The sequence below is a fragment of the Fumia xinanensis genome (genome assembly GCF_014384905.1).
GTDB classification, from domain to species: domain Bacteria; phylum Bacillota; class Clostridia; order Oscillospirales; family Ruminococcaceae; genus Fumia; species Fumia xinanensis.
This window is the reverse complement of sequence record NZ_JACRSV010000001.1, coordinates 130,964-142,378: the sequence shown is the minus strand read 5'-3', so window position 1 is coordinate 142,378 and position 11,415 is coordinate 130,964. Positions and strand designations below refer to the sequence as shown.

Annotated in this window: 12 protein-coding genes; all 12 read right to left on the bottom strand. The window is 52.0% G+C overall.

All coding sequences use genetic code 11. The annotated features are described in order from the left end of the window. Positions 1-38: 38 nt before the first annotated feature. The 12 genes from rsfS to plsX all read right to left on the bottom strand — a co-directional run bounded on the left by rsfS (position 39) and on the right by plsX (position 11,390). Complete coding sequence (rsfS, locus tag H8710_RS00690) at positions 39-395, bottom strand: ribosome silencing factor (RefSeq protein WP_346727079.1); 357 nt, start codon at positions 393-395, stop codon at positions 39-41. Positions 396-494: 99 nt separating this feature from the next. After that, the gene (locus H8710_RS00685) at positions 495-1,559 is read right to left on the bottom strand and encodes an LCP family protein (protein WP_249293465.1); all 1,065 of its coding nucleotides are present in this window, start codon (positions 1,557-1,559) and stop codon (positions 495-497) included. Then, positions 1,537-2,133 (bottom strand): bis(5'-nucleosyl)-tetraphosphatase (symmetrical) YqeK, encoded by a 597-nt coding sequence (yqeK, locus tag H8710_RS00680; RefSeq protein WP_249293464.1) that lies wholly within the window; start codon positions 2,131-2,133, stop codon positions 1,537-1,539. Before yqeK ends, H8710_RS00685 begins: the two co-directional genes overlap by 23 nt. Beyond that, positions 2,130-2,723 carry a nicotinate (nicotinamide) nucleotide adenylyltransferase gene (nadD, locus tag H8710_RS00675; RefSeq protein ID WP_249293463.1) on the bottom strand — a complete coding sequence of 198 codons (594 nt, stop codon included), beginning with the start codon at positions 2,721-2,723 and terminating at the stop codon, positions 2,130-2,132. The genes yqeK and nadD overlap by 4 nt, the downstream gene beginning before the upstream one ends. An 8-nt stretch (positions 2,724-2,731) precedes the next feature. Next, entirely contained in the window at positions 2,732-3,025 is a 294-nt protein-coding gene (yhbY, locus tag H8710_RS00670; protein WP_249293462.1) for a ribosome assembly RNA-binding protein YhbY, read from the bottom strand. A gap of 17 nt (positions 3,026-3,042) precedes the next feature. Continuing rightward, positions 3,043-3,621: an RdgB/HAM1 family non-canonical purine NTP pyrophosphatase gene (gene rdgB, locus H8710_RS00665; RefSeq protein ID WP_249293461.1), complete on the bottom strand. Its 579-nt coding sequence runs from the start codon at positions 3,619-3,621 to the stop codon at positions 3,043-3,045. Positions 3,622-3,676: 55 nt separating this feature from the next. Next, entirely contained in the window at positions 3,677-4,582 is a 906-nt protein-coding gene (gene ftsY / locus H8710_RS00660; RefSeq protein WP_249293460.1) for a signal recognition particle-docking protein FtsY, read from the bottom strand. Positions 4,583-4,603: 21 nt separating this feature from the next. Next, the gene (locus H8710_RS00655) at positions 4,604-4,963 is read right to left on the bottom strand and encodes an ASCH domain-containing protein (RefSeq protein WP_249293459.1); all 360 of its coding nucleotides are present in this window, start codon (positions 4,961-4,963) and stop codon (positions 4,604-4,606) included. An 81-nt stretch (positions 4,964-5,044) separates the two neighbouring features. Beyond that, positions 5,045-8,623: a chromosome segregation protein SMC gene (gene smc / locus H8710_RS00650; RefSeq protein WP_249293458.1), complete on the bottom strand. Its 3,579-nt coding sequence runs from the start codon at positions 8,621-8,623 to the stop codon at positions 5,045-5,047. Positions 8,624-8,661: 38 nt separating this feature from the next. Further along, a complete protein-coding gene (locus H8710_RS00645) occupies positions 8,662-9,675 on the bottom strand; it encodes an elongator complex protein 3 (RefSeq protein WP_249293457.1) in 1,014 nt (337 codons plus the stop codon). 9 nt (positions 9,676-9,684) lie between these two features. Further along, positions 9,685-10,362: a ribonuclease III gene (rnc, locus tag H8710_RS00640; RefSeq protein WP_249293456.1), complete on the bottom strand. Its 678-nt coding sequence runs from the start codon at positions 10,360-10,362 to the stop codon at positions 9,685-9,687. Between the two features lie 20 nt (positions 10,363-10,382). Then, complete coding sequence (gene plsX, locus H8710_RS00635; RefSeq protein ID WP_249293455.1) at positions 10,383-11,390, bottom strand: phosphate acyltransferase PlsX; 1,008 nt, start codon at positions 11,388-11,390, stop codon at positions 10,383-10,385. Positions 11,391-11,415: the final 25 nt, after the last annotated feature.

Sequence of the window (11,415 nt, the reverse complement as noted above, 5' to 3'; positions counted from 1 at the left end):
TTTATTGAATATACGTGGTCAAAAACGCGCCAGAAAATTTATTTTGTCAGCAAATGGGAGATATCCACCTGCTCGCCGTCGGCCCAAAGCCGTTCGAGACCGTAAAACTCTCTCGTCTCTGTATGGAAGATGTGGACGATGACGTCGGTGTAATCGAGGACGATCCAGTTCTCCGAACGATAACCCTCGATTTTATGCGGCTCAATCCCCATCTGTCCCAGCTGATAGTCCACCTCATCGGTGAGCATTTTTACTTGAGTAGAACTGGTTCCCGTGGCGATGACAAAATAGTCCGCCAAAATGGTGAGATCCCCTATTTTAATTGCCTTTAGGTCTTGTGCCTTTTTGCTGTCGAGGATACTTACGATTTTTTCCATTAAAGCTTTTGAATCCAATTAAATCAACATTCCTTTCCAGATGTTTTGGCCTATTTTATGGCAAAGGCCCAAAACTTCATGTTTGAAAGCTTGCTTTCAAACAATATCCTCCTGTAATCAATTCGCACTGCTGGAGCTTCCGCTACCCAGCAAATCATCGACAGTAACGTCGTTATTATCGTAGTAGTTTGTGGTATTCCGCACCTCGGTGATGTTCAGCTCCGATGCGGGAACCGGATCGCTGAAGGGGCGGAAGTTATCGTTAAGGGTCTGAGCCAGCACCTCTTTATGCACCGTCCAGACAGAATATCCGTTGATGGTGGCACCTTCACCGGCTACCATGTGGAACTTCATGTTATCCATATCCAATTTCATCGCCTTTTCCGCAAAGGCGAGAAGAGTCTTGACATTCATATCGGTGGTAACGTTTTTCATCAGAGTGGGAGCCAAAGAGGTCAGCTCTCCCAAGGAAAGCCCTTTCAGCTTCTTGACAAGTGCTGCCATAAATTCCCGTTGGCCGTTGATGCGGCCGATGTCGCCGCCGCGGCTGTGACGTTCGCGGACAAACTTCTCCGCCTTAATTCCGTCCAACGTCTGAAGGCCCGGCTTGATGGTCACGCCTTCCAGAGTAAAGGATTCCTGAACGTTTACCTCTACTCCGCCAATAGCATCGACCACATTGACAAAACCGTCCATATTAATGGTGACATAGTGATCGATGGGAAGTCTGAACCGGTCATAGATGACCCGGGCCACATTTTCGATGCCGCCCTTATTCTTATTGCCGTAAACCGCGTTGATCTTTCCGGTAGGATATTCTGTTCCGATATAAGTATCGCGGGGAATCTGCAAAATATTGATTTCATTGGTCTCCATATTAAAACTAACCACCATAATGACATCGGTGAGCTTGGCCCGCCCGGTGCCCTCAGCATAGTCAATGCCGGTGACTAGGAAATTGGTCACCTTTTTCTTGATATTGACATCGTTTTGGATATCGTCATCAATGCTGGCGGCATTTCCTTCCTGGTCGAGCTCGCTTAAAGGCTGCCAGTTCATAACGGCTACATAACCGATAGAGCCTACCGATGCTACAATGAGAATCACCGAAATGATAGTCAGTATCCGGTCCATCAAGGACAGCTTTTTCTTTGCTTTCTTATCTTTCTGTTTTTTTGCCATTTTTATTCAACTCCTGGGCAATCAGCTCGTTGTAACAGTCAACGGTGTCCTGATGCAGCATGTTTCCCCTTTTCACCAAATCACAAATTAAAAAATTGATGGAATAAAGCATTCCGATGTGGAGGCTTTGCTCGGAACGCTTCCTCGTTTCCTCCACATCGAGGTAATCCCGATCAGAGGAAGTGAGGTCGGCCAGATACACCACCTGCTCAAGAGGCGACATATTGGCCCTTCCGGTTGTGTGATACCGGATCGCGTTTAAAACGTCCGCGTCTTCTATCTTTAATACGTCGCGGGCATACAAAAACCCTCCGATAGCGTGCCAGAGCGGCGGGCCGTTTTTTTCTGCAACTGATAAAAGTATATCAGAGTTACCAATGAATTGCAACAAATTAATTTTGTCCTCGTTCTTCATGATGTCATGAAGAAGCCCGGCAAGTCTCGCTTTGTCGACATCCACTCCATAGCGTTTGGCAAGCTCCACCGCACGCTCCATTACGGCAATGGAGTGCTCGTACCGCTTGGGGGAAAGTTTTTGCCGGAGCAGCGTATCATATTCCTGCCATGGTATCATCGGTATAACCCCTTTTGCTCGATATATCGTAAAACTTTGGGCGGCAGCAGCTCCGCCACGTCCTCCCCTGCTTTGAGCTTTCTGCGGATTTCGGTAGACGACAGGGGAAACGGTTGGGTTTTCAGGACAAGGATCCGCTCCCGATCCAGCTTCTGTGCTTTCTCACAAAGACGCTCATATTCGCCCTCGTCCCGGCTCGACGCCACCAGATAGGCGAGCTTTAAGATGTCACGCCACTGCTTCCACTCATCAAAGGTGAGAAGCATGTCGGTGCCGACGATAAAGTAAAACTCCGCCGTGGGAAAAAGCCGCCGCAGTTTCCTGAGCGTCTCGATGGTATAGCTTTTGCCGCTTTTGTGCAGCTCGATGTCGCAGACGCCCGCTTCGGGAATGTCCTCGACAGCCAGCGCGAGCATCTGGAGCCGGTCTTTGCCGGACGCCAGATCGGAGGCCTCTTTGTGGGGAGGAAGATGGGAGGGAATCAGCAGCAGTTCATCAAACTGCATCTGAGCCTGCACCTGCCGTAATAAATTGAGGTGCCCATTGTGCACCGGGTTGAAAGTCCCTCCAAATAATCCAATTTTCTTCATAACGTTCCTTATGCGTCCAGATTGATAACTGGCTCTTTGGGATTAGGCTTATAAAGCGTCACACGGCTGCCCATGACCTGCACCACTTCGCATTGAGCAGCCTCCGCCAATTCGGCAGCCGCTTCCTTGGCAGTGTAGATGCTGTTTTCCAGCACCCGGATTTTGATGAGTTCCCTTGCATATAACGCGTCAACCACCTGTTTGACGACATTTTCGTTGATGCCGCCCTTCCCCACCTGCAAGATGGTTTCCAGGCCGTTGGCCATTCCTCTCAGCTTTGCCCGCTGTTTACTGTTTAACATATCTGTCTCCTTCTATCTTACTTTTGCTCCGCGATGTAAGCGCAGAGCAGGCGGTTGGCTTTTCCCCGGTGGCTCAAAGCGTCTTTTTCAGCGCCGCTCAACTGGGCGAAACTTTTCTCCCCCACCAAAAACAATGGGTCGTATCCAAAACCGTTTTCTCCCTTTTCCTCAAAGCCGATTACACCCTCGCAGATGCCCTCAAAGCTGTGTTTTTCACCTTTGGCGTCAATATAAGCGATGGAGCAGACAAAGCGGCCTGTCCTATTGGTAACACCTTGAAGTTCCTCCAAAAGTTTCAGGTTTCTGCCGTGGTCATCAAGGCCCTCGCCGCCATACCGGGCGGAGTAGATGCCGGGGCGACCGTCCAGCGCGTCGACACAGATGCCGGAATCATCGGCAATAACAGGCAGATGCACCATATCGTAGATGGTCTGCGCCTTAATCATAGCGTTTTCAGCAAAGGTGCTGCCATTTTCCTCGATTTCAACCTGAATTGCCTTGTCCTTCAAGGAATAAACCTCATAGCCCATGGGGGTGAGGAGGCGTTTAAACTCCTCCACCTTGTGGGCGTTGTTGGTCGCGATAATGATATCCATACGAATAATCCTTTTCTTTCAAATGTGACGGGAGCCGCCCTTCGATCGACTCTCGTTATTCAAACAGCGCCTCTACAAAGTCCTGTGGTACAAAGGGCTGCAAATCGTCTATTTTTTCGCCCACGCCTACAAAGCGCACCGGCAGGCCCAAATGGTTTTTAATGGCGATGACAATGCCGCCTTTGGCGGTGCCGTCCAGTTTTGTGAGAACGATGCCGGTGATGTCGGCGGCTTCTTTAAACAGCTCCGCCTGGCTTACTGCGTTTTGGCCGGTGGTGGCATCTAAAACCAGCAGTACCTCTACGTCGCAGCCTTCCGCCTTCTGGCTGACGATGCGGAACATCTTGTGGAGCTCGTCCATAAGGTTTTTCTTGTTGTGGAGCCGTCCGGCTGTGTCGATAAGCAGCACATCGGCATGACGAGCTTTGGCGGCCTCAATGGAATCGAATACCACTGCCGCCGGGTCGGCCCCCTCCTGATGCTTCACAAGGTCGACGCCGCTTCTCTGAGTCCAGACTTCCAGCTGGTCGATGGCCGCCGCACGGAAGGTATCCGCCGCCGCCACGAGCACCTTTTTGCCCTGGGACTTGAAATTGGCCGCCATCTTGCCGATGGTGGTGGTCTTTCCCGCGCCGTTTACGCCGATAACAAAAATGATGGACGGCTGGGTGTCCATATGGAAAGGTTCTTCCTCAGTGAGCATATCGGAGATGATCTCCTTTAAAAGCCCCTTGACCTCCTGTGGGTCGGTGGCCCCGGTCTCCTTGATTTTCGCCCGCAGTTTTTCGCAGATGTCGGATGCGGTGGAAACCCCTACATCGGACATGATGAGGGTTTCTTCCAGTTCTTCCAAAAAGTCCTCGTCGATTTTGGTGAAGGAGTTTAAAACTGCGTCCACCTTGCTCATCATCGACTCTTTGGTTTTTTGGAGGCCCTCTTTAATTTTACTGAAAAATCCCATGATTTCACTCGCTTTTCTTTGTTATTCGCATTTTAAGTGGATGCTCAACACGCCCCATTGCCGTTCCCGCTCACAGGGATAAATTTCGTAGATTTCTTCGAGCATTTCCTCCATGGTGACGTTTTCAAAGCCGAACTGCTCTGCCGGAAATGCCTCCAAAAGCATCCGAAAAGTGGGAAAACAGCTGAGGTCCGTCACTACCGTTGTCAACTGCTCCGTCTTGTGCGGCAGCTTTGAAAAAACAATGGTATCACCCACGCAAATTTTCCGGCGCTTTTCGTCGTATAACCTGATTTCAATCTGCTTTTTCCCGCTTTTGATTTGCTCAAAGGGCGCGGGAAGCAGATGCATCTCGATGGTTTTCATATCTGCTTCACCCATCCTGTTTCGGAATCTTCACCATACCATAGGGACAGATGAAAGGTTCCAAAAAGTTGTGTTGATTTTGTAAAAATTCGTGGTTTAGGCCCCTTTTTCGCCGCCCAGCTTGCCTTCAATCTCCGAAACCTTCAATTCGAGGAGCTTTGAAACGCCTTCCTCCTGCATGGTCACGCCGTAGAGGACGTCTGCCTCTTCCATGGTGCCCCGCCGGTGGGTAATCATAATGAACTGGGTCTTGTCGCTGAGCATCCGCAGGTAGCTCGCGTATTTATTGACGTTTACGTCGTCCAGCGCCGCCTCGATCTCGTCCAGCACACAGAAAGGCGATGGGCGCACCTTCAAAATGGCGAAATAGATGGCGATGGCCACAAAAGACTGCTCGCCGCCTGACAGAGAGGCCAGATTTTTGATGATTTTTCCCGGCGGCTGGACGTTGATTTCGATGCCGGAATTTAAAATATCGTCCGGGTCGTTGAGGGTGAGGCTCGCCTTACCTCCGCCAAACAGCTCGACGAATATCCGGCTGAAATTCTCATTGATTTTCTGAAAGTTCTCTGAGAAGATGGTCTCCATCTCCTTGGTAAGGGCCGCAATCAACCGGGTCAGCTCGTCCTTGGAACGGGAAGCGTCTCCTACCTGCTCCTTCAAAAACTCGTACCGCTCGGAAACTTCCTTGTATTCCTCGATGGCGGAGAGATTGACCGTTCCCAGCACCTTGATTTTGTTCTTGATGGAATTCAGCTCTTTCTGGGCGGCGTTTTGGTCTTCGATCTCCACAGCGATGGCGGATGCCTCGCTGCGGGTCAGCTCGTAATCCTCCCAGAGCCTTGCGATAATGGTGTCGTAGTCCTTCTGCGCCGAGAGTTTTTGCTCTTCCAGCCGGGCCAGTTCCCCGGCCGCCGCTTCTTTCTTAGCTGAAACTTCCCGCTCTTCGGCTCTAAATTTCGTGGTCTCCCCTTCGATTTGCTGGCGTTTTTCCAATACCGCTTTGATCTTCTGATCGTATTCCAAAATCTGGGAAGCAAAGGTCTCGCCGTCTTTTTCTCGGGCGGCGATGGACTGCTTTAGTTCTTCCACAGCAGCAATATAGCCCTCTTTTTGCGCCTCCAGAGCCGCCCTTTCCGCTTCGGACTTCTGCTTGCGGGAACGGAGTTCATGGGTGGTCGCTGAAATAGCCTCCACATCCTTCTGCCATTCGATTTCCCGGTGAGCCAACTGGTTGAGCGCCTCGGACAGTTCCTGCCGTTTGAGGGTCAGGTCTCCCTGGCTTCCCTCAAACCCGCTCAGTTCCTCTTTGAGGGCCGCCTGCCGCTTCAAAAGCGCCTCGACCTGTTCCTTGGCATCGGCAATCCCAGCAGCAGACTCGTCGATGCGGCGGCGGCTTTCCGCCGTCTGGGCAGAAAGCTGTTCCTGTCGGCCCAAAAGCTGGACGCGGCTCTGCTCATACCGCTGCAAATCGCCTGAAAACCGGAGTTGATCCTCGTTTGCGACAATCATCTCAGAGTTTGTGCCTTCGATCTGCGCCTGTAATGAGCGGATCTGCTCTGACATTTCCCGGAGTTTCTGTTCCATCAGGGCTTTCTGTTCGCTTAACCGTCCTGCTTCAGCCTTTAACTGCTCCGCCTCGTTTTTACGGCTCAAAATCCCCTGATTTTTCGCCGCGGAACCACCGGTGAAACTTCCGCCGGCGTTGACCTGCTGACCGTCCAAAGTGACAATGCGGAATTTGTAGCCGTATTTTTTTGAAATGGCGATTGCCGTGTCTAAATCGTCCACCACGGCAATACGCCCAAGCAAAGAGCAGACGATACCCGCATATTTGTCGTCGTAGGAGACAAGCTCCGAGGCCAGCGCCACGTAACCGCCGTAGTTTGAAAGGCCCTGCACATCCAAAAGGTTCCCCTTCACCGATGTAAGGGGCAAGAAAGTTGCCCTTCCCGCTTTGCGCTCGGAAAGCAATCGAATCGCCGCTTTCGCCGCTGATTCGTCCTCGACGATCACCTGCTGCAAAGCGCCTCCCAAAGCGGTCTCCACCGCCACGGAATACTCTTTTTTGACGTTCACAAGCTGAGCGACAGTGCCGTGTACACCGCGTAAAGCGCCGTCCTTGGCGCTTTTCATCACCGTTTTGACGCTAAAAGCAAAGCCTTCGAGGTTTTGTTCCAAATCCGTCAGTAGCTTTGCCTTCTGGAGTTTCTCTTTCACTGACAGGTCGAGGGCCGCATACTCCTGCCGGCTCGCCTCGTACTTCTCCTGCCGGGATTTGAGCTTCATGGTCAGGCCGGAGAGGGCGTTGGAAAGCCCGCCCTTTTTGCCCTTGATTTCCTCCAAAAGCCCTTTTAATTCGGTCATTGTCTCCTGCTCGGACTGAAGCTGGGCTTCCAGCGTAGAAGCCTCCTGCTGGGCGTTGTGGAGCCTCTGCTGCTCATCAGCGGAGAGGTTTTCGAGATTTAGCACCGTCATGTTATAGCGAGACAAATCCAGTACAATTTGATTTCCCTCTGCGTTTAACGCCTGCAAACGGGAATCAAATTCGTCCCCCTGCTGGGTCAGCGACTGGAGCTCCTGCTGTTTTTCCTCCCGCTCGATAAAAAGGGCGTCTAAATCAGCCTTGATTTTCAAAAGTTGGGCCTCTTTGGCGGCGATTTCCGCCTCAGCCTCGGCGTCGCTTTCCTGCTGGCGCTTAAGTTCTTCCTCGACGCGGGCGATATGTTCCTCGTTATGGAGGATGTCGTTTTGCTTGACGGCGATTTCGGATTTCAGCTCACCGATGCGGTTTTGCAGGTTGCTTTTGATATTCTGGTATTCCTCGCTTTTGACAAGGCAGTCCTTCATCTGCTCGTAGGCGCCGCTGATTTTTTCCTCGATCCGCTCGATCTCTAAAGCGAGGCGCTCCTCGTCCCCTTTGGCAATGAGGTATTTATTTTCCTGAGCCTTTAAAGCCGCCTTGTATTTGTCCAGGGTTTTGAGCCAGAGGGAAACTTCCAGAGATTTCTTCCGGTCAGCCAGTTCGATAAACTGGGCCGCTTTTTCCGACTGGATACGCAGAGGCTCCACCCGGCCTTCCAGCTCGCCCAAAATGTCGTAAAGCCGCAACAGGTTTTCCTGTGCCTGCTCTAACTTTCGCTCTGCCTCCGCCTTGCGGTAGCGGTATTTGGAGATTCCGGCCGCTTCTTCAAAGATTTCCCGGCGCTCCTTGCTCTTTGCGCCGACAATTTCGGCGATTTTACCCTGCCCGATCATCGAATATCCGTCTTTTCCGAGGCCGGTGTCCATAAACAGCTCGTTTACGTCTTTCAGCCGCACCTGCTCCCCGTTGATGAGGTACTCGCTGTCGCCGGAGCGGTAGTATTTTCTCGTGATGGTCACTTCGTCGTTTTCGACCGAGAGCTCCCGCCCGCTGTTGTCGAAGCTCAGGGATACAGTCGCCGCGCCCTGGGGCTTACGTTTGGCGGTACCGGCGAAAATCACGTCCTCCATCTTGCCGCCGCGAAGGGTTTTGGTGGACTGCTCCCCCATGACCCAGCGCATAGCGTCACTGATGTTACTTTTACCGCTTCCGTTGGGGCCGACCACCGCCGTCATCCCCTGATTAAAGCTAATTTTTGTCTTGTCAGGGAAGGATTTAAACCCTTGTATCTCCAATGCTTTTAAACGCATCTGCACCGTTTCCTTTCCAGCGAGGCCTAGCTCTCTATTTATAATGTTTGCGAAGGCAACAGTTCTGCCTTCAATTCTCCTTTTTTGACCGACTGATCCGAGCGCACCGTCAGCCGGTATCCCATCTGCTCCGCCCAAATGATGTTCGCTTTCTTTTGCCCAATGGTTTTGGAGAGTTCCGATGCCGGAACTCGAACCAAAATTTCACTCCCCGCGGGAAACTGCCGTAATTTATCCTCCAACTGCCGCCGTTTAAGAAAACTCTCGCACAGCTCCCGGAAGGCGGGATGGTAAGCGCCCCCTGTCCGCCGACGTTCCAACGTCTCCGAAGCGTGCAGTCCCACCCGTATGACCCGGATGCCTCTTTGCTCGAACCGCCAAAGTAAAGGAGCGCAAAGTTCCACCGCGCGCTGAAGCGGCAACGGACTGTAAAGCCCCTTTCGCCGCAGCTCGTCAAGATATGTCCCCTCGATGACCACCGTCGGGTAAATCCGCACCGTATCGGGCTTTAGGGCGATGATTTTTTCCGCCGTCTCGTATAGACTTTCTTTACGGTCTCCATACAGGCCCGCCATCATCTGAAGGCCTAAAGAAAATCCATATTCTTTGATGAGTCCCGCCGCCTTTTCCACCTGTGCCGCCGTATGTCCCCGCCGATTTAACCGCAAAACACTGTCGTCCAAGCTTTGGGCCCCCAGCTCGATGGAGCGGACGCCATAGCGTTTCAAGACGTGTAAAATTTCTTCCGAGATGCCGTCCGGCCTGGTAGAAATACGGATACCGGAAGCTTTGCCTGCTTGCACATAGGGGGCGGCTTCCTCTAAAAATGCTTCCATCTCTTTCCGCGGAATGCAGGTAAAACTGCCGCCAAAAAAGGCAATTTCAGTATCTTTTCCGTCCAGAGGGCGACGAAAGGTCTCCGCTAGTTCCCTGCGGACATCCAAAGGCGTCACCTGCTTCTGTTCCCCGGAAATACTTTTCTGATCGCAAAAACTGCAAGCGTGGGGGCAGCCTTTATGCGGGATGAAAATGGCAATGTTGCTGTGGCTCATAAAAGCCCCCTAAAAGTCGTAACCCATGAGCTTTAACGCTTCTCTGGCGGCGTTTTGCTCGGCCTGCTTTTTGCTGCTTCCTTCTCCGACGCCGATGACGTTGGAGTTTAAGAGCACCTCGGCGGTAAACACCTTGGCGTGGTCGGGACCTTTCTCATCAGCCAGGACGTATTCAATTTTTTCCTCCCGGTTTTGCTGGATGATTTCCTGGAGGGTCGTTTTATAATCCGCCAGTTGATTGGCGCTTTTTACGTCCAAATTCTCGGGGATGAAGCTCAAAACAAACTTCTGAGCCGCCTGGTAACCGCCGTCCAGATAAAGAGCCGCGATCACCGCTTCAAAGGCGTCGGCTAAAATAGAGGGCCGACTTCTCCCGCCGGTCATCTCCTCCCCTTTTCCCAGACGGAGGTACTCCCCCAGCCCCAGCTTTTGGGCGAACACATCCAGCGCCTTTTCGCAGACAAGGCTTGCCCGGAGTTTTGTCAGCTCCCCTTCTGGAATGTCCTTGTATTTGAGAAAGAGGTGCTTCGCGACAATGACCGACAGTACCGAATCCCCCAAAAACTCCAACCGTTCGTTGTTGCGGCCGTGTTTTTTTCCCTCGTTTGCATAGGAAGAGTGGGTCAGCGCCTGCAAAAGCAAATTCTTGTTTTTAAATTGATAACCAATTTTATCTTCCAGTTCCAATGCCGTACCCTTCCTTCGTTTTATTCTTCGCCTGCATTTTTCATCTGTTGGACAGCCGCCTCAATTTCACCGATGAGGTTTCGTTCGGCAAAATCCCTCGCCTGCCGGATGGCGTTTTTAAACGCCTTGGGGTTGGAACTGCCGTGTGCTTTGATGACCGGTTTCATCACGCCCAACAAAGGTGCTCCGCCGTATTCAGTGTAGTCCATGGATTTTTTGAAATCCTTGATTTTACCCATCATCATCACGGCTGACAGCTTGCCGCCCAAGCCCTCCATGAACATATCCTTGATTTTTTTGGAGAACATGGAGCCCAGTCCTTCGGTGAGCTTTAAAATGACGTTTCCGGTAAAGCCGTCCGCCACCGCCACGTCGGCTACTCCCGCCGGAATGTCTCTCGCTTCAATATTGCCGATAAAGTTCATGGGAGCGTTCTGCATCATTGAAAAGGCCCCCTGCTGAAGCTCGCCGCCTTTGGTGTCCTCGGTCCCCACGTTAACAAGGCCTACCCGGGGCTCCCGGACATCCATGATTTTATTCATATAAATACTGCCCATCATGCCGAAATGGGTGAGGGTTTCCGGCTTGCAGTCCAAAGTGGCCCCTGCGTCCATAAGCATGTAGCATCCATTGATGGTGGGGATAACGGTGGCCAGCCCCGCCCGTTTAATGCCTTTTATCCGCTTGACGATGAAATTCGCACCGATGACGATGGCACCGGTGCTGCCGCCGCTGACAAAAGCGTCCCCCGCTCCCCCTTTGAGGAGGTTAAAAGCGGCTGCCATAGAACAGTCGGATTTTTCCTTTAAAAGAGCGGTGGGCTCGTCCTCCATGCCGATGACACCGGGGGCGTGATAAAAGGCGATCCGATCCAGAGAAATGTTGTTTTCCCGGGCCGTCTTTTTGAGGATTTCCTCGTCGCCAGTGACGAGGAGGTCGACTCCGTACTCCTTCACCGCCAGTTCGCAGCCCTGGAGCACCGCTAAGGGGGCGTTGTCCCCGCCAAAACCGTCTACAATAATTTTCATAAATTTTCCTTCTTTCCGCAAGGAT

Bases quoted from the DNA above. Each gene is read 5' to 3' on its own strand.
- H8710_RS00685 (WP_249293465.1), bottom strand. From the start codon at position 1,559: ATGGCAAAAAAACAGAAAGATAAGAAAGCAAAGAAAAAGCTGTCCTTG.
- yqeK (WP_249293464.1), bottom strand. From the start codon at position 2,133: ATGATACCATGGCAGGAATATGATACGCTGCTCCGGCAAAAACTTTCC.
- nadD (WP_249293463.1), bottom strand. From the start codon at position 2,723: ATGAAGAAAATTGGATTATTTGGAGGGACTTTCAACCCGGTGCACAAT.
- yhbY (WP_249293462.1), bottom strand. From the start codon at position 3,025: ATGTTAAACAGTAAACAGCGGGCAAAGCTGAGAGGAATGGCCAACGGC.
- rdgB (WP_249293461.1), bottom strand. From the start codon at position 3,621: ATGGATATCATTATCGCGACCAACAACGCCCACAAGGTGGAGGAGTTT.
- ftsY (WP_249293460.1), bottom strand. From the start codon at position 4,582: ATGGGATTTTTCAGTAAAATTAAAGAGGGCCTCCAAAAAACCAAAGAG.
- H8710_RS00655 (WP_249293459.1), bottom strand. From the start codon at position 4,963: ATGGGTGAAGCAGATATGAAAACCATCGAGATGCATCTGCTTCCCGCG.
- smc (WP_249293458.1), bottom strand. From the start codon at position 8,623: ATGCGTTTAAAAGCATTGGAGATACAAGGGTTTAAATCCTTCCCTGAC.
- H8710_RS00645 (WP_249293457.1), bottom strand. From the start codon at position 9,675: ATGAGCCACAGCAACATTGCCATTTTCATCCCGCATAAAGGCTGCCCC.
- plsX (WP_249293455.1), bottom strand. From the start codon at position 11,390: ATGAAAATTATTGTAGACGGTTTTGGCGGGGACAACGCCCCCTTAGCG.